The 23,761-nt window shown below is 65.7% G+C and carries 20 protein-coding genes; 11 read left to right on the plus strand and 9 right to left on the minus strand.

Annotated features, from left to right (window positions below; all coding sequences use genetic code 11):
- On the minus strand, positions 1–1,167 hold a 1,167-nt coding region (locus J4D28_RS22190), incomplete at its 3' end, for a YbfB/YjiJ family MFS transporter (protein ID WP_207246450.1).
- Between the two features lie 189 nt (positions 1,168–1,356).
- Positions 1,357–2,079 (minus strand): pirin family protein, encoded by a 723-nt coding sequence (locus tag J4D28_RS22195; RefSeq protein ID WP_103331884.1) that lies wholly within the window; start codon positions 2,077–2,079, stop codon positions 1,357–1,359.
- Positions 2,080–2,301: 222 nt separating this feature from the next.
- Here J4D28_RS22195 and J4D28_RS22200 point away from each other — a divergent pair, with 222 nt between their 5' ends.
- Positions 2,302–3,252: a GlxA family transcriptional regulator gene (locus J4D28_RS22200; protein ID WP_009049592.1), complete on the plus strand. Its 951-nt coding sequence runs from the start codon at positions 2,302–2,304 to the stop codon at positions 3,250–3,252.
- A gap of 153 nt (positions 3,253–3,405) precedes the next feature.
- The gene (locus tag J4D28_RS22205) at positions 3,406–4,902 is read left to right on the plus strand and encodes a winged helix-turn-helix domain-containing protein (RefSeq protein WP_103331885.1); all 1,497 of its coding nucleotides are present in this window, start codon (positions 3,406–3,408) and stop codon (positions 4,900–4,902) included.
- Here the strand turns inward: J4D28_RS22205 and J4D28_RS22210 are convergent.
- Positions 4,849–7,665 (minus strand): winged helix-turn-helix domain-containing protein, encoded by a 2,817-nt coding sequence (locus tag J4D28_RS22210; protein ID WP_103331886.1) that lies wholly within the window; start codon positions 7,663–7,665, stop codon positions 4,849–4,851. The two genes, J4D28_RS22205 and J4D28_RS22210, sit on opposite strands and share 54 nt — an antisense overlap.
- Positions 7,666–8,052: 387 nt before the next feature.
- On the opposite strand from J4D28_RS22210, the gene J4D28_RS22215 reads away from it, so the two are divergent.
- Positions 8,053–8,628, plus strand: a complete 576-nt coding sequence (locus J4D28_RS22215; protein ID WP_009049589.1) for a flavodoxin family protein — start codon at positions 8,053–8,055, stop codon at positions 8,626–8,628.
- A gap of 31 nt (positions 8,629–8,659) precedes the next feature.
- Positions 8,660–9,484 carry an alpha/beta fold hydrolase gene (locus J4D28_RS22220; RefSeq protein WP_016703074.1) on the plus strand — a complete coding sequence of 275 codons (825 nt, stop codon included), beginning with the start codon at positions 8,660–8,662 and terminating at the stop codon, positions 9,482–9,484.
- 95 nt (positions 9,485–9,579) lie between these two features.
- Here the strand turns inward: J4D28_RS22220 and J4D28_RS22225 are convergent, their stop codons facing one another.
- Positions 9,580–10,005, minus strand: a complete 426-nt coding sequence (locus J4D28_RS22225) for an AraC family transcriptional regulator (RefSeq protein WP_009049587.1) — start codon at positions 10,003–10,005, stop codon at positions 9,580–9,582.
- 277 nt (positions 10,006–10,282) lie between these two features.
- Here J4D28_RS22225 and J4D28_RS22230 point away from each other — a divergent pair, with 277 nt between their 5' ends.
- The 7 genes from J4D28_RS22230 (at position 10,283) to J4D28_RS22260 (ending at position 18,412) form a co-directional block, all read left to right on the plus strand.
- Positions 10,283–11,272 (plus strand): MBL fold metallo-hydrolase, encoded by a 990-nt coding sequence (locus J4D28_RS22230; RefSeq protein ID WP_016703073.1) that lies wholly within the window; start codon positions 10,283–10,285, stop codon positions 11,270–11,272.
- A gap of 35 nt (positions 11,273–11,307) precedes the next feature.
- Positions 11,308–12,231 (plus strand): LysR family transcriptional regulator, encoded by a 924-nt coding sequence (locus J4D28_RS22235; RefSeq protein ID WP_009049585.1) that lies wholly within the window; start codon positions 11,308–11,310, stop codon positions 12,229–12,231.
- Positions 12,232–12,358: 127 nt separating this feature from the next.
- Complete coding sequence (locus J4D28_RS22240) at positions 12,359–12,775, plus strand: DoxX family protein (protein ID WP_009049584.1); 417 nt, start codon at positions 12,359–12,361, stop codon at positions 12,773–12,775.
- Entirely contained in the window at positions 12,768–13,397 is a 630-nt protein-coding gene (locus tag J4D28_RS22245) for an antibiotic biosynthesis monooxygenase (RefSeq protein ID WP_009049583.1), read from the plus strand. The genes J4D28_RS22240 and J4D28_RS22245 overlap by 8 nt, the downstream gene beginning before the upstream one ends.
- Before the next feature lie 118 nt (positions 13,398–13,515).
- Entirely contained in the window at positions 13,516–15,354 is a 1,839-nt protein-coding gene (locus tag J4D28_RS22250) for an amidohydrolase (RefSeq protein ID WP_009049582.1), read from the plus strand.
- Between the two features lie 68 nt (positions 15,355–15,422).
- Positions 15,423–16,049 (plus strand): isochorismate family cysteine hydrolase YcaC, encoded by a 627-nt coding sequence (gene ycaC / locus J4D28_RS22255; RefSeq protein WP_009049581.1) that lies wholly within the window; start codon positions 15,423–15,425, stop codon positions 16,047–16,049.
- A 1,457-nt stretch (positions 16,050–17,506) separates the two neighbouring features.
- A complete protein-coding gene (locus J4D28_RS22260; RefSeq protein WP_041989533.1) occupies positions 17,507–18,412 on the plus strand; it encodes a LysR family transcriptional regulator in 906 nt (301 codons plus the stop codon).
- A gap of 64 nt (positions 18,413–18,476) precedes the next feature.
- On the opposite strand, the gene J4D28_RS22265 is transcribed toward J4D28_RS22260, so the two are convergent.
- The 5 genes from J4D28_RS22265 to J4D28_RS22285 are packed head-to-tail and all read right to left on the minus strand — an operon-like array spanning position 18,477 to position 23,759.
- Complete coding sequence (locus J4D28_RS22265; protein ID WP_103331482.1) at positions 18,477–19,736, minus strand: TIGR02270 family protein; 1,260 nt, start codon at positions 19,734–19,736, stop codon at positions 18,477–18,479.
- Between the two features lie 3 nt (positions 19,737–19,739).
- Positions 19,740–20,654 carry a hypothetical protein gene (locus J4D28_RS22270; protein WP_103331483.1) on the minus strand — a complete coding sequence of 305 codons (915 nt, stop codon included), beginning with the start codon at positions 20,652–20,654 and terminating at the stop codon, positions 19,740–19,742.
- Positions 20,655–20,664: 10 nt separating this feature from the next.
- The gene (locus tag J4D28_RS30485) at positions 20,665–21,612 is read right to left on the minus strand and encodes a DUF4150 domain-containing protein (protein WP_009049577.1); all 948 of its coding nucleotides are present in this window, start codon (positions 21,610–21,612) and stop codon (positions 20,665–20,667) included.
- Complete coding sequence (locus J4D28_RS22280) at positions 21,613–22,647, minus strand: 3-oxoacyl-ACP synthase (RefSeq protein WP_103331484.1); 1,035 nt, start codon at positions 22,645–22,647, stop codon at positions 21,613–21,615.
- Positions 22,647–23,759, minus strand: coding sequence for a DUF2169 domain-containing protein (locus J4D28_RS22285; RefSeq protein ID WP_103331485.1), 1,113 nt, complete (start codon positions 23,757–23,759; stop codon positions 22,647–22,649). Before J4D28_RS22285 ends, J4D28_RS22280 begins: the two co-directional genes overlap by 1 nt.
- Positions 23,760–23,761: the final 2 nt, after the last annotated feature.

A 23,761-nucleotide genomic window follows, 5' to 3' on the forward strand; every position in this document is an offset into this window, starting at 1 on the left:
GGCCAGCAGCAACGCCAGGCTGGCGATCACGAACAGCTGCTGATGATGGCCGCCGCTGGCATTGAAGATCAGCGAGTAGGCGGCCCCGGCCAGCGCCTGGAAGCTGGCGAAGGCCACGGTCGCGCGGCTCCAGGCGACCTGTTGGGCATGGGCGTGTTGCTTCAGTTCGTGGACCCTGGCCAGGGCCAGAGGCACGATGCCGGGTGGGAACGAGCCGACCAGTACCGCCAGCCCGCACAGCAGCCACGGCTGGCTGGTGATGCTCAACGCGCCCACCGCCAGCGCCTGCACGATCAGTACCCAGCGGATGCTGCGGCGGGCCCCGAGGTGGTCGGCGAGCATGCCGTAGACCATCGGCCCAAAGATCGCGCCGACCCCATACATCACCCACACCAGCGCCGCCACATGGGTGCCGGCATCGAGGCCGCGGGCCACGTAGTCCACCAGGAACACCATGGCCGGCACCAGCCCGGTGGCCATCAAGGCGTACTGGGTGAACAGCAGGCGCAGGCCGCGGCCGGACGCCGGGTCTTCATGGTTGGCCGGCTCGCTGGCCTTCACCGCGACAGCGGGCTCGGGCTGGCTCTGCGGCCAGCAGAACCAGCTGGCGGCGGTCAGCACCGCGGCCACCAGCCCCAGGCCTAGCCAGGTGTCGCGCAGGCCCCATTCCAGCAGGGCCGGCACCAGGGTGCCGGAGCCGGCGATGCCCAGGCCGATGCCGAGGAAGATCGCGCCGCTGGCCGCGCCTCGGCGCGCCGCCGGTACGTGGGGCAGCACGGTGGAGGCCACCAGCACCATGATGGCGCCGCCGGCAATGCCCGAGAGCAGGCGCCAGACGAAGAACCAGCTGAAGGACAGGGCCCAGGCACAGGCGAAGAACGACAGGGTGGCGACCACCAGCATCAGCCGCAGCACCCGCGGATTGCTCAGGCGCTTGCCCAGGGGATGGCCGATCAGCGCACCGATCAGGTAACCGGCGAGGTTGGCGGCGCCGAGGTAGACCACGTCGGCCTGGACGAACCAGTGGGCCTGGATCAGTTGCGGGATCAGCGGGGTATAGGCAAAGCGCGCCAGCCCGATACTGACCAGGCTGGCGCACAGGCCGGCGAAAATATGCAGCCAGACTGCATTGCGCATGGGGAGTGTCGCGGTGGTAGGCGCTGACATGGGGGCGTCCTTGATGGGTGAGCGGTGGAAAGGGATGGGCTGGGGTGGATTCTGCAAGGCGGCGCCTGTGCGGCGGAAATCATCGGCATCGATAGCGGATATGCCTCGCCGATATCGCCTCAAACGCTTGCGGGGCCTTGGCCGTTCGCCAGTCAGGCCCGGGGGCAAACGCCCCCAGGCCAGTGCCGGTCAAGGCATCTCGGGCAGTTCCTGCGCCCGCAGATCGAACACCAGCACTTCGGCATCCGCGCCGTTGCTCAAGGTCAGTGCCTGTTCCTTGCGGACCCGCACGCCATCGCCTTCCTGCAAGGACAGGCCGTTGAGCTCGACCGAGCCGCGGGCCACATGCACATAGGCGTAGCGGTCGGCGTCGAGCGTCAGGGTGGCGCTTTCCTGGCCATCGATCAGCCCGGCATAGACCCGCGCATCCTGGCGCACCTGCAGCGAACCGTCGGCGCCCTCGGGGGAGATGATCAGTTGCAGGCGACCGCGTTTTTGCTGCGGGCTGAAATGCTCCTGCTGGTAACGCGGCCTGGCGCCGCTGACATCCGGCACTATCCAGATCTGCAGGAAGTGCACAGGCTGGGTGGCCGAGTGGTTGTACTCGCTGTGCGCCACGCCGCTGCCAGCGCTCATCAGTTGCACGTCGCCAGGGCGGATCACCGAACCGGTGCCCAGGGTGTCCTTGTGTTCCAGGGCGCCTTCGAGCACATAGGAGAAAATCTCCATGTCCCGGTGCGGGTGCTGGCCGAAGCCCTTGCCGGCGGCGACCCGGTCGTCGTTGATCACCAGCAGGTCGGAAAAACCCTGCTCCCGCGGGTTGCGGTAGTTGGCGAAGGAAAAGGTGTGGAAGGACTTCAACCAACCGTGGTTGGCGGCGCCGCGATCAGAGGCTTTGCGAAGGGTCAGCATGGGGGAATCTCCTGTCGGGACGGGAATTCGTCCGGTTGAGGAGAAGGCTAATGTTTACCCTGTGATGCAATAAGTAGATGGAAACTGAAAGACTGTCCCTTTCGGGTTGACAATTTTGTGCGCTGAATCACGTATTCTTGTCCGACGATCGCGCGCCGTCCGGGCATAATCTGCAGGGTCGGCGTTAGGCTTTTAACCCTTTGATATCAGTGATCTTTACCCATGAAAACCGTGGCAATGGTGCTGTTTCCAGACTTTCTCCTGCTCGACATGGCCGGGCCCATGGAGGTGTTTTCCATCGCCAATCGTTATCTGGAGCCGAAGGACCATTACCAGCTCTCGACGATCGGCACCGAGCACGGCCCGTTGCGCGCTTCCAACGGCGTCAGCGTCCAGGCCGACATGCATATCGACCAGGCGCGCGACAACTATGACCTGCTGCTGGTGCCCGGGGGGCCGGGGGCCTACAACGAAAAGCATCCACCCTTGCTCGACTGGCTGGCGGGAGCCGTGCGCCGCTCGGCCGTCTATGGCTCGATCTGCACCGGGGCCTTCATCCTCGGGCATGCCGGGTTGCTCGACGGGTTTCGGGTGACGACCCACTGGCACTACACGGAGCGCCTGATCCGGGCCTTCCCCAAGGCAACGGTGGAGACCGATCAGATCTTCGTCGAGGACCGCAACCTGATCACCTCGGGCGGGGTCACCGCCGGCATCGACCTGGCATTGGCGGTGGTCGCCCGCGACCATGGCAAGAAAGTCGCCCAGGACGTGGCCAAGGTGTTGCTGGTGGTGATGAAGCGCCAGGGCGGGCAGGCGCAGTTCAGCCCGTTGATGGCCACGGTGGCGCCGCAGGAAACGCCGGTGACCCGGGTGCAGAACCATGTGCTCGAACGCCTGGACGAAGCCTTCAGCATCGAGCGCATGGCCAGCCTGGCGAACATGAGCACGCGCCATTTCGCCCGGGTGTTCGCCCGGGAAGTGAACATGACGCCGATGGAGTTCCTGCAAAGCGCACGCATCGACCGCGCGCGGAACCTGCTGGAGACCAGCGACCTGCCGCTCAAGACCGTGGCCTACAAAAGCGGCTTCGGCAGCGTGCGCCACATGCGCTTTCTGTTCAGTGAAAAGCTCGGCCTGACCCCCACCCAGTACCGCGAACAGTTCAGCTAGTGCCGGCTTGTCCGTCTGGCGCACCGCGATGGCCGTGACGCTCCCTCCAGGGCGGTTGTACCGTCATCGCTGCCTGCCAAGATACTGGGGAATTCTTGGTAATGGAGGTGCGGGAGCCTGGCGCCAGGCCGGGTTTCCAGCACGTGGATGCGCATGAACAGCGTCAGAGACTTGAACAGTGATGCAGTGCTGCGGTTCGGCCCCTACGCCTTCCACCTGCGGCAGCGGCTGGTCCTGGACGGCGATCGGCCGTTGCGCATGGGCGGGCGTGCCCTGGACATCCTGCGGGTGCTGGTCGAGCGCGCCGGCCAGGTGGTGGGCAAGGACGAACTGATCGCCTGCGTCTGGCCGAACTCGGTGGTCGAGGACATCAACCTGCGCGTGCACATCGCCGCCCTGCGGCGCGCCCTTGGCGAAGGCCCGGACGGGCAAGGCTACATCGTCAACATTCCGCAGCGCGGTTATTGCTTCATCGCCCCGGTGCTGCGCGAGGCGCAAGAAGAGCCGGTCGCGCTGGCCAGCCTGCACAAACCCCAACACAACCTGCCGGCACGGCTGACCCCGGTCACCGGTCGCGACCCGCTGGTCGGCAGCCTGGTCCGGCAGTTGCCAGTGCGCCGCTTCATGACCCTGGTCGGTCCGGCGGGGATCGGCAAGACCACGGTCGCGCTGCGGGTCGCCGAGCTGCTGTTGCAGCACTACTGCGATGGCGTGTGGTTCATCGACCTGGCGGCCATCGACGACCCGGCGCAACTGGTCGAGCACATGAGGCACAGCCTCGAGCTGGACGCCGGCCTGGAGGCGCTGGCAACCCGGCATGCCTTGCTGGTGCTGGACAATTGCGAGCACCTGCTCGAACGCTGCCGGGCCGTGGTCGAGCAGTTGCTGACCTCGGCGCCACGGCTGTCGATCCTGGCCACCAGCCGCGAACCGCTACAGGCTGCGGGGGAGACCGTGCATGGCCTGGCGGCCCTGTCGGTGCCGCCGGCTTCGGCGTTGCACAGCGTGGCCGAGGTCATGAGCCATTCTGCGGTGCAACTGTTCGTCAGCCGCGCCCGGGCCCGCCAGCAAGACTTTGCCTTGCGGGAACAGGACCTGGCAGCGGTGCGCGAAATCTGCCGACGGCTCGATGGCTTGCCATTGGCCATCGAACTGGCGGCGGCGCAGATCGATGCGCTGGCGCTGGTGGGGCTGCAAGCGCAGCTGGACAACTGCTTTCAACTGCTGACCCAGGGCCGGCGCACCGCCGTGGCGCGGCATCAGACGCTCAAGTCCGCCCTGGACTGGAGCTATCAACGCCTGAGCCGGCTGGAGCAGACACTGCTGCAGCGCCTGGCGGTGTTCGACACGGCCTTCACCGTGCGGGCCGCCACCGACGTCATCAGCTGTGCGGTGCTGCGGCCCGAGTGCGTGGCCGAGGTCATGGCGCAGCTGGCGCGCAAATCGCTGCTGGCGCTGGAGCAGGGCCAGGGCACGACGCATTACCGCTTTCTCAACACCACCCGCGCCTACGCGCTGGAAAAGCTCGAACACAGCGGGCAGTTGCGGGTGTTCGAACGGCGGCATGCCCACGCCATCGGCAAGACCCGCTGGCTGTCAGTCAGGAAGGTCTCGTTGCAGCTCATCGAGCAATTCACGGACGCGGGTTAGGTCCGGCGTGGCAAAACCTTCGGTGAACCGGGCGTAGAGTGGTGCGAGCAGCTCATGGGCGCGCCGGGCCTGGCCCTGGCGCTGCCAGAGCCGGGCGAGCGAGGTGGCGCTGCGCAATTCCCAGGTCAGCGCGCCCTGGGCCCTGGCCACTGCCAACGCCTGGTGCAGCACCGCTTCGGCGGTGCCAGGCGCATTGTCGGTCAGCAGCGCCTCGGCCCTGGCGCGCAGGATCTCCGCCGTGCTCCAGCCGGCCGTGCCGCTTTCGGCCCGTTGCAGCAAGGCGTTATCGATGAAAGCGCCGTCCAGGGTCACCATGATTTCGCCGATCAGCCCGACGCCGGATTGCGTCGGCGAGAACTCAGGGGCGCCTTCGATGACCTGCGCATAGTGCCGGCCCCAGGTGTAGAACAGCAGCACCGAATGCTTCTGCGCCTGCTCCAGCAGCAGGCGCAGGAGTTCGCGGGCGGTCGCGGTGTCGCCGTTGTAGTGGGCGATCAGGCAGCCGGCCAGCGCCAGGGTGTAGCAGATGGACGTGCCGTGGTTGATCTGCAAGGCGATCTCCAGGGCCTGGCGCGCGGTGCGCCAGGCTTTTTCCGGATGGCCCTGCAACCAGAGGATCCGCGCCAGGATCGTCAGGGCGGCGACGCTCTGGTCGTACTGCACGCCAAAGCCGCGGGTGAAGCGGCTCAGGTTGCCGCTCTGGGCCATCAGCTGGATGACTTGCTCGGCCTTGTCCCGGGCCTGCGGTTGGTCGCCGGCAAAGTGCAGGGCCAGCACCTGCAGGCGCTGGGTGCTGAGGGACATTGCGTTGGCGCCGGCGTCGCGCAGCGCCAGGTGGTCGAACTGCCGGCTTTGCTCCAGGGCCAGTTGGTAGTGGCCGCAACTGAGGTTGACCGCCATGTGCCCGGACACCGCCTTGAGCTGGGCGGCCACATCGTCGCTGCCTTCGGCCAGGGTCCTGGCGGCGACGAAGGCCTCGATGGCTTCGGCGCTGTTGCCCTGGGTGTGGTAGCAGGCGCTGCCGAGCGCCAGCTTGAGGGCCTGGGTCAGGCGCGGGCAGGGCTGCTCTGTCGCGTGCAGCAGGGTCAGGGCCTTGCGCACATGGGCGCCATGTTCCTTGAGCAGCGACAGCTCCTGCCACAGCGGCGCGGAGACCGCGGCCAGGCGGATCGCCAGCTGTTGCGGGCCCTGGGCATTCAGGCCCCAGTCGAGCGCCGCGCGGATGTCTTCCAGGCTGCGGGCGTGCCGCTCGACCCAGAGCGTCGAGGGGGTCTGTTCCCAATCGTCCTGGGCCTGGTGCATCAGGGCCAGGCAACGTTCGGCGTGTCGCCTGCGGGTAGCCGGCAGCTCGGCGGCCTGCTCGAGTTTTTCCAGGGCATAGCTGCGGGTGGTGTCCAGCAGGCGATAGAACACTTCCTCGTCGCCGACCTCCACGTTCAGCAGGGACTTGGCCACCAGTTGGGTGATCGAGGTAAAGACCACGCGGGCTTCGATGTGCTCGCCGACGATCACCGCCGCGGCCGATTGCAGGGTGAAGCCGCCCCGGAAGATGCCCAGCCGGCGCAGGCAGGCCTGCTCGCAGGCGCTGAGCAGCTCGAAGCTCCAGTCCAGGGTGGCGCGCAGGGTCTGATGACGGCCCGGGGTGATCTGGCCGCCCTGGGGCAGCAGGCGAAAACTGCCTTGCAACTGGCTGAGCAAGCCGGCGAGCCCCAGGTTGCCGACCTGGGCGGCGGCCAGTTCGATGGCCAGGGGAATGCCGTCCAGGCGCCGGCAGATATCGATCGCCAGGGGCAGTTCGGCGTGGCTCAGTTCGAAACTGTCGTGGCTGGCCATCGCCCGTTCGACGAACAACTGCAGGGCCGAAAAAGTCAGGGCCTGGGCGCGGTCCAGCACCGCGATGGGCGGTGGGCAATCGAGGGATTCCAGGCGTTGCACGAATTCGCCCTCGGCCCGCAGGCTCTCGCGGCTGGTGGCCAGGACATGCACCTGCGGCGCCGCGCGCAGGATGCTTTCGCAGAGCGGCGCAATGGCGTCGAGCAGGTGCTCGCAGTTGTCGATCACCAGCAGCATCTGCCGCTCGCGCAGGAAGCTCGCCAGGCCGGCCACCGGTTCGCCGTCGTGCAGCGCCAGGTCGAGGAGGGTCGCCAGGTGGCTGGTGATCATTTGCGGGTCGTTGAGCGGCGCCAGGTCCAGCAGGCGGATGCCGTCGCGGTACTGGCCGATCAGCTGTTCGGCGACCCGCAGGGCCACGGTGGTCTTGCCGATGCCGCCGGGGCCGACCAGGGTGATGAAACGCTGGCGTGCCAGTTGCCGCATCACATTGTCCACCAGCACCTGGCGGCCGATCAGGCGGGTGCGGCGCACCGGCAGGTTATGCCCACTCGGCTCGGTGGGAGCGCCTGCGGGGCTTTGCTCGAAACGCTCGGGGGAGAACGGCTCCAGGGAGAAGGGCGCGACGAAGCTGTAGCCGCGCTGGGCCACGGTGACGATGTAGCGCTGGCCGGCCTGGCCGTCGCCCAGGGCCTTGCGCAGCGCCGCCATGTGCACCCGCAGGTTGGTGTCTTCGACCACGCTCCTGGGCCAGACCCGGGCGATCAGTTGCTGCTTGCTGACCACTTCGCCGGCGTGTTCCAGGAGGATCAGCAGGATGTCCATGGAGCGGCGGCCCAGGCGCAAGGGCCGCTCGGCTTCCAGGATCAGGCGTTGCCCGGGGTAGATCCGGTAGGGGCCGAAATGCACAGCTTGTTCGGGGGCTAGGGTCAACGGCTCACTCCTGCTGCTTTGCTTTTTTCCAGTGCTTCCCGTGGCACCTGTGCGGGAAGGGCGGACGAAGGGCACGACCTTCTATCTCGCGGTTTTCGAGCATGTTCCTCAGGTTTCCCGAACAACGCAACGCGGCGCGGACGGGCGTGCATCCGGTGCGCTGACCGCAGCAATCTCCTTGCCAGCGATGAGGCCCGTATTCATTGGCCGCGGTCCTGGCGACGAGCGGGCAGGGGCGATGCCCGCGCCATTGAAAATTAACAACGTTTAACTCGCCCTGTATCCGCCCTACGCCCAAAACTCCAGGTCTTCATGTCGCCGATCGAAGGGACGATCGTGCATGCCGCGCGAAGAAAAAAGGGATGAACACGTCTGGAGGATGCCGGAATGAGCAAGGTGGTGGTGGTCTATCACAGTGGCTATGGCCATACCCGGGTCATGGCCGAAGCCGTGGCCCAGGGGGTGGAAAGCCACCTGAACAGCGCCTGCCGGCTGATCCCGGTCGAGGAGGTGCACGACCAGTGGGAGCGCCTGCACCAGGCCGACGCCATCATCTTCGGCGCGCCGACCTACATGGGCAGCGCCTCGGCGCCGTTCAAGGGCTTCATGGAAGCCACCGCGGCCTTCTACCTGGCCCAGCCCTGGCGCGACAAGCTCGCCGCCGGCTTCACCAATTCCGGTTGCCTGTGTGGCGACAAGCTCAACACCTTGTTGCAGATGGCGGTCTTCGCGGCCCAGCACTCGATGATCTGGGTCGGCCTCGACCTGCTGCCGGCGCGCTCCAGCAGCGGGGTATTCGATGGCCAGTTGAATCGCCTTGGCAGTTCCCTGGGCGCCATGGCCCAGTCGAATGTCGAACAGTCCCCCGAACACGCACCCCCGCTCGAAGACCGCCGCACCGCCGCGCACCTGGGCCAGCGGGTGGCGCGCCTGGCCGAGCGTATGGCCCATTCATCGATTTGAGTCACCCAACCCCCTGAAGGAGCAAAACGCCATGAGTACATTCACCACGCGCGACGGTACCGAGATCTATTACAAGGACTGGGGCAGCGGCCAACCCATCGTCTTCAGCCATGGCTGGCCGCTGAATGCCGACAGCTGGGAGGCGCAGATGATCTTCCTGGCGTCCAAGGGCTACCGGGTCATCGCCCATGACCGCCGCGGGCATGGCCGCTCCAGCCAACCCTGGTCGGGCAACGAGATGGACACCTACGCCGACGACCTGGCGCAGTTGATCGAACGCCTGGACCTGCAGAACGCGGTGCTGTTCGGCTTCTCCACCGGCGGTGGCGAAGTGGCGCGCTACATCGGTCGCCACGGCACGGCACGGGTCGCCAAGGCCGGGCTGATTTCCGCGGTGCCGCCGCTGATGCTCAGGACCGCGGCCAACCCTGGCGGCCTGCCGATCGAAGTCTTCGACGGCCTGCGCGAAGCGTCGCTGGCCGACCGTTCGCAGCTGTACAAGGACGTCGCCAGCGGGCCGTTCTTCGGGTTCAACCAGCCTGGCGCCAAGCCGTCCCAGGGCATGATCGACTGGTTCTGGATGCAGGGCATGATGGCGGGCCACAAGAACACCTATGACTGCATCAAGGCCTTCTCCGAAACCGACTTCACCGAAGACCTGAAGAAATTCGACGTGCCGACCCTGGTGGTGCACGGCGACGCCGACCAGATCGTGCCGATCGAAGCCGCCGGCATTGCCTCGGCCAAGCTGGTCAAGGACGCGAAGCTGCTGGTCTACCCAGGCGCGCCCCATGGCCTGACCGACACCCACAAGGATCAGCTCAACGCCGACCTGCTGGCGTTCATCGAGGCCTGAGTCGCTCGGCGACCTGCGCCTGATCCATAAAAAAACGCCGGGAGGTTTTTGCCTCTCGGCGTTTTTTATTGCCGGATCTCAAGCGTGTCGCGGCCTTATGCGCTTGCCTGGTTGAGGCAAGGGCGGGCGCGCAGGACCCGGCACCGCCAGGCGAACGGGTTGATGCCTTCGCTGTGGGTGAAGATGTGGCAGAAGTGCGCCTGGTCGCAGAAGCCGCATTCCAGGCTGATCTGCGTCAGGGTCAGGTCGGTGTCCTGGATCAGTTGCTTGGCCCGGGCGATGCGCTGGCAGCGGATCCATTCCTGGGGCGACAGGCCGGTGCTGCACTTGAAGGCGCGGGAGAAATGGCTGCGGGACAGGGCGCAGGCCCGGGCGAGCTCGGTGACTTCCAGGGTGCTGCTCAGGCCGTCGAGGATCATTTGCTTGACCAGGCTTTCGCGCCAGGGAGAAAGGCCGCCGGGGGTGGTTTTTCGGCTTTGTGGGGCGGGCGCCCTGACGGCGTTGTGCTGAGCGTGGGCCATGACGAAATTCCGTGTCGGTGGGCATGCGCCGACGCACCGCAGGGTGGGTCGGGCGCTTCCCGATTTAGAAAACAGGTCTGCGCAGAGGGCTTCATTCTTGGTGGCGTGGCGGGGGCTTGCGAGTTAAACGTTGTTAATTCCGTTAATCCGCAGGTGGGCAGTGGCCGCAACTGAGCACATGGCTGCAATTTTTGCGGCGCGCGGCCGGTGCATGATCGACCTTGTACGGCTGGCTCGGGAGTGGCCGTTTTTCTGACTCGATCAAAAAGGTGAAGGCATGACGCATTCTCTGCTGTGCACGCTGCGCGGAGCAGCCCTGGCATTGGCCCTGACATCGCTTGGCGCCCAGGCGCAGGCACCGGTCCAGGGCACCCAGGTACCCGGTTACTACCGCCTGGCGGTGGGCGACTACGAAGTGACGGCGCTGTTCGATGGCTACAACGACCTGTCGCCGAAGCTGCTCCAGGGCATGACCCAGGGCCAGATCCGCGCCTTGCTGGCCCGCCGCTCGATCGAGACCCCGGGGGTACAGACCGCCTTCAACGCCTTTTTGGTCAACACCGGCAAGCAACTGATCCTGGTGGACACCGGCGCCGGCCAGTGCATCGGCGCCACCGCCGGCATGCTCACGGCGAACATGCAGGCCGCCGGTTATCGCCCGGAGCAGGTCGACGCCATCCTGCTCACCCACCTGCACCTGGACCACGTGTGCGGGCTGGTGGATGGCAAGCAACAACCGCTGTTCGCCAACGCCACGGTCTACGCCGCCCAGGCCGAAGCCGACTACTGGCTCGATCCGCAGGCGCTGGCCAAGGCGCCCGCCGGTGCCCGGGAGTTTTTCAAGATCGCCCAGGACTCCACCGCCCCGTACCGCGCCGCCGGACGCTTCAAGACCTTCGCCAGCGGCCAGTCGCCGGTGCCGGGCGTCGAGGCCCAGCTGGAAGCCGGGCATACCCCGGGCAGCACCACCTACCGCTTCACTTCCCAGGGCCAGAGCATCCTGTTCATGGGCGACCTGGTGCATAACCTGGCGGTGCAGTTCGAGCACCCGGAAGTGTCGATCCGTTTCGACGTCGACAACCAGCAGGCGATCAAGGCCCGGGCCAAGGTCTTCAGCGAGGCGGCCAGCAACAAGACCTGGGTGACCGCGGCGCACCTGCCGTTCCCGGGCGTGGGCCATATCGCCGCGGTGGATGGGCATTTCCAGTGGGTGCCGGCCGAGTACGGGCCTTACCAGCGGGCGGCCAAGGTGCCGATGATCGAGTGACGTGCGCTGGCTGAACACACAAGGGGACTGCCGCTATGAACCGTAACGATCTGCGCCGCATCGACATGAACCTGCTGGTGATTTTCGAGGCCCTGATGTTCGAAAAGAACCTGACCCGGGTCGCGGAAAAACTGTTCATGGGCCAGCCCGCGGTGAGCGCCGCGCTCGGCCGCCTGCGCGACCTGTTCGACGATCCGCTGCTGTTGCGCAACGGCCGCGGGATGGAGCCGACGGCCCGGGCGCTGGTGATCCTCAAGGAGCTGCAACCGGCGATGGATGCGATCTCGGGCGCGGTCAGCCGGGCCAAGGAGTTCGATCCGGCGACCAGCTGCGACCTGTTCCGCATCGGCCTCTCGGACGATGCCGAGTTCGGCCTGTTCCCGCCGTTGTTGAGCCAGTTGCGCGAGGAGGCCCCGGGCATAGTCGTGGTGGTGCGCCGGGCCAACTACCTGTTGATGCCGGCCTTGCTGGCCTCGGGGGAGATCTCGGTCGGGGTCAGCTACACCACCGAGTTGCCGGCCAATGCCAAGCGCAAGAAGTTGCGCGATATCGGCTGCAAGGTGCTGCGCGGTGACAATCGGCCGGAGCCCCTGACCCTCGATGAATACTGCCGGCGGCCCCACGCCATGGTGTCGTTCTCCGGCGACCTGAGCGGCAATATCGACCTTGACCTGGCCAAGGTCGGACGCAGCCGCCGCGTGGTGTTAGGTGTGCCGCAGTTCAGCGGTTTGCGGGCCTTGCTCGCCGGCACCGAAATGATCGCCACCGTGCCCGACTACGCGGCCTGTGCCCTGGTCGAAGGCTGTGCCTTGCGCGCCGAGGACCCGCCGTTCGCCATCGAGGCGGCGCAGTTGTCCATGGCCTGGAGCGGGGTGCACGACAACGATCCGGCCGAGCGCTGGTTGCGTTCGCGGATCGCCCAGTTCATGTCCGAGCCCTTGAAGATCCACTCTGCCTAGATGCGGGCGGTCGTGCCGGGCCCTGGGGCGAAGAGAGCACATATGTTCAATTTTTCCCGCCCGTGCAGCGGCACCATTCACTCTCGGCGTCGACGCCGGGGATTTTTCAAATTGTGTGGGTGCGCCAATGAACGCTTCACCTTGGGATGAACGGGCCCGGGACCTCGGGCTGCTGTTTTTGCGAGTCAGCGCCGGGCTGTTTCTGCTGTGGGTGCACGGCCTGCCGAAACTGCTCGACTACAGCGCTGAGCTGCAACGCATCGAAGACCCGTTCCAGCTGGGCGCCAACCTGACGCTGATGCTGGCGATCTTCGCCGAGGTGCTGTGCCCGTTGCTGATCGTCGCCGGGGTGGCGGTGCGCCTGGCCTGCCTGCCGATCCTCGCGGTGCTGCTGGTGGCATTGCTGGTGGTGCACCCGCAGTGGAGCCTGGCCGAAGGCCAGTTCGCCTGGCTGCTGTTGATCCTGTTCAGCAGCATTCTTATCGCCGGCCCGGGACGGCTGGCCCTCAATGATCGTTTCGCCGGAGCCTTGCGTTATGTCTGATTCCAATCGCCTCGAGGCCAGCGCGCGGCCGGACTCCGATGAGGTCGTGACGCTGATCGTCAAGCACCGGGTCAAGGCTGGCCTGGAAGCGCCTTATGAAGCCTGGTTGCGGCGCATTGTCGGGGTTGCCGGGCAGTACGAAGGGCATCTGGGCGTGGACGTGATTCGCGGCAAGAGCGGCGGCCTCGACCTGTTCACCTGCGTGCTGCGCTTTTGCTCCACCGAGGCGATGCAGCGCTGGCTCGACTCCCCGCAACGCCGGGCGCTGGTCGACGAAGCCGCGCCGATGCTGGCCGACGGCGACCAGACCGAAGTCCACCCGGTCCATGAATTCTGGTTTTCCACCCAGGCTGATGCCGCCTCGCCACCGCCACGGTGGAAACAGGCGTTGTTGACTATGCTGGTCATTCTGCCGCACACCCTGCTGGTGCCGCTGATCTGGGGGCCTGTGCTGCAACTGAATGCCTGGCTTGGCAATTACGTGGTCGCCACTTTCCTGATCACCCTGACCATCGTGCTCTCGGTGGTCTACCTGTTCATGCCCCTGGCGACCCGGCTGTTCGCCCCCTGGTTGCAAGCCACTGTCACCGACCGACACCTGGAGCCCGGCCATGGCCAATAACGACGACCCGACCGATCCTCTGCGCCGCCACTTGCTCGCGGCCGGATCCTTGCTCAGCGCCGCGGCGGCTTTCTGGCCGCGCCTGTCCCTTGCCTCTTCCCATTCAGAAGGACATCCGATGAACGCCGATCTGATTCTGTTCAATGGTCAATTCCACACCGTCGACCGTGAGAAACCCCGCGCCAGCGCGGTCGCCATCAGCCAGGGGCGCTTCGTCGCGGTGGGCACCGATGCCGAGGCCATGGCCTTGCGCGGCAGCGCCACCCAGGTCATCGACCTCAAGGGCCGCACGGTGATCCCCGGCCTCAACGACTCGCACCTGCACCTGATCCGTGGCGGCCTGAACTACAACCTGGAACTGCGCTGGGAAGGCGTGCCGTCGCTGGCCGACGCCCTGCGCATGCTCAAGGACCAGGCCGACCGCACGCCGACCCCGCAATGGGTGCGGGTGGTGGGTGGCTGGAACGAGTTCCAGTTCGCCGAAAAGCGCATGCCGACCCTGGAAGAACTCAACCAGGCGGCGCCGGACACCCCGGTGTTCGTCCTGCACCTGTACGACCGCGCCTTGCTCAACCGCGCGGCCCTGCGCGTTGCCGGCTACACCCGCAACACGCCGAACCCGCCGGGCGGCGAGATCGTGCGCGACAGCAACGGCGAACCCACCGGCATGCTGGTGGCGCGGCCCAACGCGATGATCCTCTATTCGACCCTGGCCAAGGGGCCGAAGCTGCCGCTGGAATACCAGGTCAACTCGACCCGCCAGTTCATGCGCGAACTCAATCGCCTGGGCCTGACCAGCGCCATCGATGCCGGCGGCGGTTTCCAGAACTATCCGGACGACTACGCGGTGATCGAGCAACTGGCCCGGGAGCAGCAGTTGACGGTGCGCATCGCCTACAACCTGTTCACCCAGAAGCCCAAGGAAGAACTCACCGACTTCAAGAACTGGACCGGCAGCGTCAAGCTGCACCAGGGCGACGACTTCCTGCGCCACAACGGCGCCGGGGAAATGCTGGTGTTCTCCGCCGCCGACTTCGAGGACTTCCTCGAACCGCGTCCGGACCTGCCGCAGACCATGGAGCAGGAACTGGAGCCGGTGGTGCGCCATCTGGTGGAACAGCGCTGGCCGTTCCGTCTGCACGCGACCTACGACGAGTCGATCTCGCGCATGCTCGACGTGTTCGAGAAGGTCAACCGCGACATCCCATTCAACGGCCTGCCGTGGTTCTTCGACCACGCCGAAACCATCACGCCGAAAAACATCGAGCGGGTTCGCGCCCTCGGTGGCGGCATCGCGATCCAGGACCGCATGGCGTTCCAGGGCGAGTACTTCGTCGACCGCTACGGCGCCAAGGCCGCCGAACAGACCCCGCCGATCAAGCGCATGCTGGCCGAAGGCGTGCCAGTAGGCGCCGGCACCGATGCCACCCGCGTCTCCAGCTACAACCCCTGGACCTCGCTGTACTGGATGGTCAGCGGCAAGACCGTGGGCGGCATGGAGCTGCACGCCGAAGGCCTGCCGCGGCAGACCGCGCTGGAACTGTTCACCCACGGCAGCGCCTGGTTCTCCTCGGAGCAGGGCAAGAAGGGCCAGATCAAGGTCGGCCAGCTGGCGGACCTGGCGGCCCTGTCCGCGGACTTCTTCAGCGTCGAGGAAGAAGCCATCAAGTGGATCGAGTCGGTGCTGACCGTGGTCGACGGCAAGGTGGTGTACGCCGCCGGCGACTTCTCCAAGCTCTCGCCGCCGATGGTGCCGGTGCTGCCGGACTGGTCGCCGGTGGTCAAGGTGCCGGGGCACTGGCGTCCGACCTCGCCGCTGGTGGCCCAGGTGCACCAGTGCAGCGGCCCGTGCGCGGTGCACTCCCACAGCCACGAGCGGGCGCGCCTGTCGAATGTGCCGGTCAGTGACTTCCAGGGCTTCTGGGGCGCCTTCGGCTGCTCGTGCTTTGCCTTCTGACGATCCACAACAGTGCCGGCCGCAGCGGCCGGCACCCATAGCGACATCCACCCACCTAGGAGTTTCACATGAGCAACGTACCCTACAAACGTCTGGATATTAATGACGCCGTTGTCCTGCTGGTCGACCATCAGACCGGCCTGATCTCGCTGGTCCAGGATTTCTCGCCCAACGAGTTCAAGAACAACGTGCTGGCCCTGGCCGACTGCGCCAAGTTCTTCAAGCTGCCGACCATCCTCACCACCAGCTTCGAATCCGGCCCGAACGGCCCACTGGTACCCGAGCTGAAACAGATGTTCCCGGACGCGCCCTACATCGCTCGTCCAGGCCAGATCAATGCCTGGGACAACGAAGATTTCGTCAAGGCGATCAAGGCCACCGGCCGCAAGCAACTGATCATCGCCGGCGTCGTCACCGACGTCTGCGTGGCGTTCCCGACCCTGTGCGCACTGGAAGAAGGTTTTGACGTGTTCGTCGTGACCGACGCTTCCGGCACCTTCAACGAAGTGGTGCAGCAGGCTGCCTGGGCCCGCATGACCGCCGCCGGCGCGCAACTGGTCAACTGGTTCTCCGTGGCATGCGAGCTGCAGCGTGACTGGCGCAACGACATGGAAGGCCTGGCCAACCTGCTGTCGCAGCGTATCCCGAACTACCGCAACCTGATGAACAGCTACTCGGCATTCACTGCCAAATAAGCCCGGCGTTATCGCCGAGCTGAAAAAATGCCCGCCATTGTGCGGGCATTTTTTTGCCTCGCGGACAGCGCGATCCCTGTAGCCGCTGGCGTAGCCTGCGATCGGCGGCGCAGCCGTCGTAAAACCAGGCGATGTGGTTTTCCAGGCAGATCGCGGACTCAGGTTTTGCGGCAACTGCGTTGCCGTTCGCAGCCTCGCAAGCTCGGCAGCGGCTACACAGGCATCGCGGTCCCTATAGCCGCTGCCGCAGGCTGCGATCGGCGGCGTAGCCGTCGTAAAACCAGGCGATGTGGTTTTCCAGGCAGATCGCGGACTCGGGTTTTGCGGCAACTGCGTTGCCGTTCGCAGCCTCGCAAGCTCGGCAGCGGCTACACAGGCATCGCGGTCCCTGTAGCCGCTGCCGCAGGCTGCGATCGGCGGCGTAGCTGTCGTCAAACCAGGCGATGTGGTTTCCAGGCAGATCGCGGACTCAGGTTTTGCGGCAACTGCGTTGCCGTTCGCAGCCTCGCAAGCTCGGCAGCGGCTACACAGGCATCGCGGTCCTTGTAGCCGCTGGCGCAGGCTGCGATCGGCGGCGCAGCCGTCGTAAACCAGGCGAGGTGGTTTTCCAGGCAGATCGCAGACTCAGGTTTTGCGGCAACTGCGTTGCCGTTCGCAGCCTCGCAAGCTCGGCAGCGGCTACACAGGCATCGCGGTCCTTGTAGCCGCTGGCGCAGGCTGCGATCGACGGCGTAGCCGTCGTAAAACCAGGCGATGTGGTTTTCCAGGCAGATCGCGGACTCAGGTTTTGCGGCAACTGCGTTGCCGTTCGCAGCCTCGCAAGCTCGGCAGCGGCTACACAGGCAGCGCGATCCCTGTAGCCGCTGCCGCAGGCTGCGATCGGCGGCGCAGCCGTCGTAAACCAGGCGATGTGGTTTTCCAGGCAGATCGCGGACTCAGGTTTTGCGGCAACTGCGTTGCCGTTCGCAGCCTCGCAAGCTCGGCAGCGGCTACACGGGCATCGCGGTCCCTGTAGCCGCTGGCGTAGCCTGCGATCGGCGGCGTAGCCGTCGTCAAACCAGGCGATGTGGTTTTCCAGGCAGATCGCGGACTCAGGTTTTGCGGCAACTGCGTTGCCGTTCGCAGCCTCGCAAGCTCGGCAGCGGCTACACAGGCATCGCGGTCCCTGTAGCCGCTGCCGCAGGCTGCGATCGGCGGCGCAGCCGTCGTAAAACCAGGCGATGTGGTTTTCCAGGCAGATCGCGGACTCGGGTTTTGCGGCAACTGCGTTGCCGTTCGCAGCCTCGCAAGCTCGGCAGCGGCTACACGGGCATCGCGGTCCCTGTAGCCGCTGGCGTAGCCTGCGATCGGCGGCGCAGCCGGCGTAAAACCAGGTGATGTGGTTTTCCAGGTGGAATGAGGTGCCGGAACGCGAAAAAGCGGCTATAAAGCGTTCAGCTGTCAACCAGAGAGTGACAATGAACCCGTTCGAAGACATGCGTATTTTTTGCCAGGTCATGGACTCCGGCAGCTTCACCGCGGCGGCGGATCAGTTGGGCCTGTCCAAGCAGTTCGTCAGCCGGCGCCTGATGCAACTGGAGGAGCGCCTGGGCGTGCGCCTGCTCAATCGCTCGACCCGGCGCCTGGACGTGACACCCCTGGGGCAGAGCTATTACGAGTCGGCCCTGCGCCTGCTCAGCGAAGTCGAGCAGGTGGAGCAGGGCATCGCCGGCCAGACCGTCGAACCCCGGGGCACCATTCGCCTGAGCGCGCCGCTGTCGTTCGCCATGGCCCACCTGGGGGAACTGTTGCCGCTGTTCCTGCAGCGCTATCGCGATGTCGCGGTCGAGGTCGATCTCAGTGACCGCCCGGTGGACCTGCTCGGCGAGGGCTATGACCTGGCCTTGCGCATCGGCGTGCTGGAAGACTCGACGCTGATCGCCCGCCGCATCGCCTCGATCCAGCGGGTGTATTGCGCCAGCCCGGCGTACCTGGCCGAGCGCGGCACGCCGCTCAGGCCCGAGGAGCTGCAAGGCCACGACTGCCTGCCTTACGGCCACGGCCGGCAGGTGCAGTGGCGTTTCGAAGGGCAGGGCAACAAGCCCTTGCTGGTCAACGTCACCGGCAGGATGCGGGTCAACAACGGCGAGTTGCTCAAGGACGCGGCCATCGCCGGCATGGGCATCACTTACCTGCCGACCTTCATCGTCGAGGCGGCGCTCAAGGACGGGCGACTGGTGTCGCTGCTGGACGACTTCGAACCCGCGCCCCTGGCCTTGTCGGCGGTCTACCCCCAGCACCGCCAGGGAGCGCGACCGGTGCAGGTGTTTATCGAGTTCCTGCGTGAACAGCTGAATCGTGGCGTGGCGTCGGTCGCGCGATAAGGCGCGGGGAGCATGCGCTGGCGTTAGCGGCAGGAGCCTGGTGCCATCCGGGGCGGTTGCCGGTTCAGCGCCCGAACCCCGCAGGTTCTCCCAATAATGCCTTTTGCCGCCAGGCGGGCGCGCTGGTGGGGAAAAGCACTTCGGTCGGCCGCAAGCGCGCCATGCCGCAGGCCGCGGCGATACGCTGGCGTTGCTGGCCCCGGACAAGCGCTTGCCGATAACTGCTTTCGCTCTGTCGCAGCCCCAGCACATAACCCACGCCCGCCTGGAAATCGCCTGCATGGGCTTGCCACCAGGCTGCGATCAACGGCGGGTCGGGCCAGGGCAGGTTCTCATCGGGGTCCATGATGACATTGGCATCCTCAGGGTCGTCGTTCGGGCCGGCATCGAAATCCGGCAGGTCCTGCAATTCCAGATCGAGCAGCGCCAGGTCGGCGCCAGTCATCAGGCTGAAGGCCTCGCCAGCGACGCGGGCATGCGGCAGGTCGCTCATCTGCTGGATCAGCCACGGCACACTGACCGGGTCGCCCAGCAGCCCAACCGCCTGGATGCCGATGCGCCGCTGCTCGGGGTTCTGCATCAACTGGCGGATCCAGGCGATGCTGCGCTCGCGCTGTTGCCAGGCCAGCAATACGCAGAGCGCGCGGTACTGGAATTCGCCCGCTTGCTCGGCGAACTGGCGCAGCGGCTCCAAAGCTTCCTCGTCGCCCATCTGCGCGGTGGCCCAGTTGGCCCAGAAGCGTGGGGCTGCGTCCTTATGCTGGCGGTGGGCACGAATCGCCGGCATCAGGTCACGACGACGCAGCTCGCCCGCCATGCGCGCGGCCTGGGCGATAACGGCCGCATCGGCATGCGCCAATCCTGCAATCAACACTGCCCCCGGATCACGCCGGTGCATGCCGCAGGCGGCCAGGCCGATGCAGCGAAACAACGCTTCCGGCGAGCCGAGCAGCTTCTCCACCCAGGGTTCGACTCGGGGCCAGTCCAGCCAGCCCAGTGCGGCACCCATATAACGGGCACCGTCGGGGTGGGCGCGCAGATGTTCGGCCAACTGGGCCATTGCGCAAGTATTGGCGGCTTCGAAGGCCAGCACCGTGGCTGCGAATATCTCGCCCTCGGCGTTGGGGTTGAGCTGCTGGAGCACCAGGTCCAGGCTCTTTAGCCCGCCTATCTGCAAAGCATCCAGATGAGCTTCGATGCGCTTGTCGAGATCGAGCAGGTGCGCCAGGTCGTAGTGGGGGGCGTGCACGGCAAGGTCGCGCAGGCCGGCCAGAAAGGTGGCCTCCTCAATATGCTGGTCGATGACGATACTGAGGCTCGTCATCGATCAGTTTTCTGGGCAAACATGGCGCCGCCACGTGCTGCCGTCGAAACTGAGCACGCATTCGTCGCCTGCCACCCACAGCACATCGGGCTTGGCATCGATGGCGTAGTAGGCCTTTTTGCCCTTCAGCGGCACCTTGGTCTCGCGCAGCTGCATGCCGTCGTACTCGAGCAACTGGTCGGTTGCGGTCACGTAGAGCTTGCCGGCGAACTCAACCATGTTTTCCAGCACTTCGGCGCACAGGTCGCGATCACCGATATCTGTCCATCCCGCCTGCGCGCTGCCTCGTAGCAGGATCCCGCCGGACCCGCCGATGTACACCACACCATCGGCGGAGCAGTGCACGCAGTAAAGCGGCAGGTTGGTGGGTGCCACCGATGCCTGCCAGCCTTTGCCGTCCCAGTGCCAGATGGCGCCGCCATCGCCGACGGCATAGACGTCGTCGCGCGAGAACCCGTCAATGCCGTTCAGGCAGGCCGTGACCTCGTCCACCAACGGAACATAGAGCCCCTGGTCGATGCGCTGCCAGACGCCCTTGCTTTGCCTCAATACCTGGTTCTGTGTGCCGCAGGCATACAGTTCGCCGTCCACCTCGCAGAGGTCCATCAGGTAGACATTGTCGATGTCCAGCGTGGTGTCGGTGCTGGACTGCCCGGAGGGGTGTTCACGGAGTAGCCCGGCCCGCCCGAGGAAACAGTAGTTACCTTTCTGCTGCCCGTGCAGCGGTGCTCTCTGCAGAGCGCTGTAGACCACCTCGGGAATGTCGTAGACATGGAACCAGTCGTCCTGGTCGATCATCATCACCCGGGTTACGCTGGGCTCCGCGCCCTCCAGATAGAGATGCCCGCCGAGCAGCGCCTGCTCCGGTCCGATCGCGATAATGTTGGTGAAGTAGAGGGCGGTTTCGCTCTTTGCCATGGTTCAGATCCTATGGGCGTCCTGCGGGGGCTGGTGCGGAACGTGCGGGTGGTATGACTTTGCCCGCCGCGCCCGAGGCACGGAGGTTCAAAGTGTTGGTGCAGCCAGGTCCTTTCTTCGGCTTGGCCTTGTAGTACTGGTCGAGCTGGAAGGCAACGCACTCCTGCTCTTTTTTCGTCAGGTCGCGCGGGGGGCTCAGTGCGCCTCCTGCCGAGGCGGCCGCAGTGTTGCGTGCGGTTTCGTATTTGAACGGCTTGCCCTTGTCGAAGTGGTCCAATTCGACCGGATCGAACTTCGCATGGCAGCGTTTGTGCGAACCCTGGTGCTGGTTGCCGCGCGACACGCAGATCACCGGGGCTTTCGAGTGACTGTAGCCGGCCTTGCCGCGCATGCAGCGGCCGGGTATCAGATGGTGGCCGGTTTGCGCCGCTCCGCTCGCTGTGTTCGGACAGGCCTTGCTATAGGGCTGCAGGCGCAGGTGTCCCATGCCGGCGCACTTGCCGCCCGGCTTGAAGGCCGCCTTCATCTTCGAGGTGTGCGGCCAGGTTGCCGTGTTGCCAGGAGACGGATTGTGGTTGTGGGTGGTCAGGTCGAGATGGCGAACGACGTTCAATCCTTCGAACTTCACGTCCATCGACCAGGAGATGAAATAGACCTTCCCGGTGTTGGTACTGGTGATAATGCCTTTCTTCGGCGCTCGACCTGCCTCGTCGCCATAGCTCTTCTTGAAATGGCTCTTATTCTTGAGCATCACTTCCTTGCCGGTGATCTTGATGGTCCGACTGCCCTGCGTCGTGTCCTTCGACATGCCGGTATTCGGATAGGGGATCGGTACGCCCATGGGGGTAGGCGGTGCCTGTGGCGGGGTGAAGCAGACGTCGGGAAACGAGGCTATCGATTTCCCCGAGGCCGACTTGCAGGAAAGTTCTCGACCATTGGCGTAGACCTCATTGGCCATCTAGTTCGCCCTCACACGCTGGTAGCCGAGCACCATCGCCGCCCGCTCGCCCCCATCATTGCTCGAATGGCAGAGTACCTGCGCGCTGTGGCCGTAGCCTTTGCGCGAGGCAGCCAGGGCAATGCACAGCAGCGCGGGTCCGCTCATGGCCCCGCACTCGCCGATGCAGTCCGCGGGGCTCCAGAGCTCGACGCGCTCCTTGCGTACCCGCAGGGTCCGGCTCAGGGCCAGCGCGGCTTCCTTGAAGTAATACTGCTCACCCGTCAGGTCGGCGAGACGATAGTCGACATGCTCGAAACCGAAGCCGCAGTCATCGAACGCCGCTTTCACCGCCTGCGTGAGCCCGTCCGCGCGAAATGGCAGCCCCTCGCTTTCGACAGTAGCTTTTTCCCTTCCGAAACCAAGCCCAAGGCATAGCAGTTGCGGCTCTTCGCTGGCCCGCACGGCCGTCACCAGTATCGCCGCAGCTCCTTCGCCAGGAATGAAGCCGTTGTCGCAATGACTGCTGAGTAGCCGGTCTCGCTCCTGATAGGCCGCGAGCGTCGCCCCGGTGAGATAGGAATCGACACCTGCGATCAGTACCTTCGAACATCCCTGCTCGATGAGTTTACGTGCGTTGATCAATGCCACCGCGGCGCTCACCCGGCCCCGCGGGATCACGCAGGAGCGCTCGTGAAAGCGCTGGCCGAGGCGCTCCTCGATGGCCCGCAGCAAGGACTCGTCCAGGCGCTCCAGGCGTCCTGGCCGGTCGCTCTCGGCCACGCCGAGCAGCAGCGGTATGCCGTGGACGTCCTCGTCGGACAGACCGGACAGGCACTCTGCGATGGCCATGCTGGCCATTCCCACCAGTTGTGCATATCCGGAGGACGGCTCAGGCAGGATCACGGGCGCGCCGACCAACCATTCCCCTGCCTGGTCAATGAAACGGGTCTCCTGGAAGTTGTCGATAGCGCAACGGATCGCCGCGCAGCTCGCGGGGGCGCTGAGGCCAACGGCGCTGACCATGCCGGAGCCGACGATGCAGAGCGCGGTCATCAGGGCGTCTCCTCGGGCGTGCGTTTGGCTTTCACCAGGGCCGACAGCGACGGGTAGTAGTCCTTGCCCAGTTCGCGGGCGCGCCACCAGCCCGTGGACATGCTGCCCACCAGCACCTGGGCGATTTCGAACAGGTTGCGCTTGAGCGGGCGGCTGGTGCGCCAGGTGATCTCGACGCGTTGCGTATCGGTGTCGATCAGCAGGGTGTCGATCACCGCCTGCACGGTTTCATGGCCGCCTTTTTTCAGGAAGAAGGTCACCGGCACCTGCATTTCGGGAATGCGAAAGCCCGCGCGCTCCTGGGGCGTGAGGTTGAGCAACAGCACATCCTCGCCACCGCGCAGGTAGTGGGTCTGCTGATCCTCGGGGGCCGCCTGAAAGTAGCGCTGGTCGAAATCCGCCGGCAGAAAGGGAAAGCAGTCGGCCAGCCAGGCCTCGTCGTAGGTGCCGGCGAAGCGCGCGCGTTGTGGCCAGCCACGGCCGATGGGGCCGAGGGCCATGGGGCGGAAGTCGCCAGAGGGGCTGTCGATCGGTTTGCCCAACTCCTCGGTGCTTGGCATCGGCATACCGACGATGTCGGCACTGTCGGCGCTGCGCGGGTACCAGCCGCAACCGATCGGATTGTCCAGGTAGCAGTGACGCAATTGGGGGTCGTTGGCGATCGGATGGCTGCCGCCAAACGCCCGGGCGTAGGAGATGTCCTGCTCGGTAAACGGCTGCGGCAAGCCTGGAGCAACGCCCAACAGCCCCGATTGCCATTGCCGTGGACCGAGGACGGAAAAAGCCTTGCTCATCCGCCCGACGCGAATGCCCGCGGTCAACTGCGTCACGGGGCGCCCGCCTGGGGCGTAGGCCTTGCCGCGGACCAGGACATCGCAGCATGGCTTGACCGGGGCGAAGTCCATTTCCTGCAGCGGGGCGCTGAGGCCGGGCTCGCCGAGGAAGGTGTCGGCCATCAGCAGCGGTTGCTGGGTGTCGGCGAGGGTGGCCGCGCGGCCGTCCAGCGGCAGGTTGAACGTGCCTTTGGCCACCACCACCAGGGATTCGCGGCCATCGGGCGCCAGGCCCTGGGTATAGGCCGCAAGCAGTTTGCTGGCGTTGAGCAGTTCCATAG

This window comes from Pseudomonas sp. GW531-T4 (genome assembly GCF_017349615.1).
GTDB classification, from domain to species: domain Bacteria; phylum Pseudomonadota; class Gammaproteobacteria; order Pseudomonadales; family Pseudomonadaceae; genus Aquipseudomonas; species Aquipseudomonas chlororaphis_I.

Bases quoted from the DNA above. Each gene is read 5' to 3' on its own strand.
- J4D28_RS22195 (WP_103331884.1), bottom strand. From the start codon at position 2,079: ATGCTGACCCTTCGCAAAGCCTCTGATCGCGGCGCCGCCAACCACGGT.
- J4D28_RS22200 (WP_009049592.1), top strand. From the start codon at position 2,302: ATGAAAACCGTGGCAATGGTGCTGTTTCCAGACTTTCTCCTGCTCGAC.
- J4D28_RS22205 (WP_103331885.1), top strand. From the start codon at position 3,406: ATGAACAGCGTCAGAGACTTGAACAGTGATGCAGTGCTGCGGTTCGGC.
- J4D28_RS22215 (WP_009049589.1), top strand. From the start codon at position 8,053: ATGAGCAAGGTGGTGGTGGTCTATCACAGTGGCTATGGCCATACCCGG.
- J4D28_RS22220 (WP_016703074.1), top strand. From the start codon at position 8,660: ATGAGTACATTCACCACGCGCGACGGTACCGAGATCTATTACAAGGAC.
- J4D28_RS22225 (WP_009049587.1), bottom strand. From the start codon at position 10,005: ATGGCCCACGCTCAGCACAACGCCGTCAGGGCGCCCGCCCCACAAAGC.
- J4D28_RS22230 (WP_016703073.1), top strand. From the start codon at position 10,283: ATGACGCATTCTCTGCTGTGCACGCTGCGCGGAGCAGCCCTGGCATTG.
- J4D28_RS22235 (WP_009049585.1), top strand. From the start codon at position 11,308: ATGAACCGTAACGATCTGCGCCGCATCGACATGAACCTGCTGGTGATT.
- J4D28_RS22240 (WP_009049584.1), top strand. From the start codon at position 12,359: ATGAACGCTTCACCTTGGGATGAACGGGCCCGGGACCTCGGGCTGCTG.
- J4D28_RS22245 (WP_009049583.1), top strand. From the start codon at position 12,768: ATGTCTGATTCCAATCGCCTCGAGGCCAGCGCGCGGCCGGACTCCGAT.
- J4D28_RS22250 (WP_009049582.1), top strand. From the start codon at position 13,516: ATGAACGCCGATCTGATTCTGTTCAATGGTCAATTCCACACCGTCGAC.
- ycaC (WP_009049581.1), top strand. From the start codon at position 15,423: ATGAGCAACGTACCCTACAAACGTCTGGATATTAATGACGCCGTTGTC.
- J4D28_RS22260 (WP_041989533.1), top strand. From the start codon at position 17,507: ATGAACCCGTTCGAAGACATGCGTATTTTTTGCCAGGTCATGGACTCC.
- J4D28_RS22265 (WP_103331482.1), bottom strand. From the start codon at position 19,736: ATGACGAGCCTCAGTATCGTCATCGACCAGCATATTGAGGAGGCCACC.
- J4D28_RS22270 (WP_103331483.1), bottom strand. From the start codon at position 20,654: ATGGCAAAGAGCGAAACCGCCCTCTACTTCACCAACATTATCGCGATC.
- J4D28_RS30485 (WP_009049577.1), bottom strand. From the start codon at position 21,612: ATGGCCAATGAGGTCTACGCCAATGGTCGAGAACTTTCCTGCAAGTCG.
- J4D28_RS22280 (WP_103331484.1), bottom strand. From the start codon at position 22,647: ATGACCGCGCTCTGCATCGTCGGCTCCGGCATGGTCAGCGCCGTTGGC.
- J4D28_RS22285 (WP_103331485.1), bottom strand. From the start codon at position 23,759: ATGGAACTGCTCAACGCCAGCAAACTGCTTGCGGCCTATACCCAGGGC.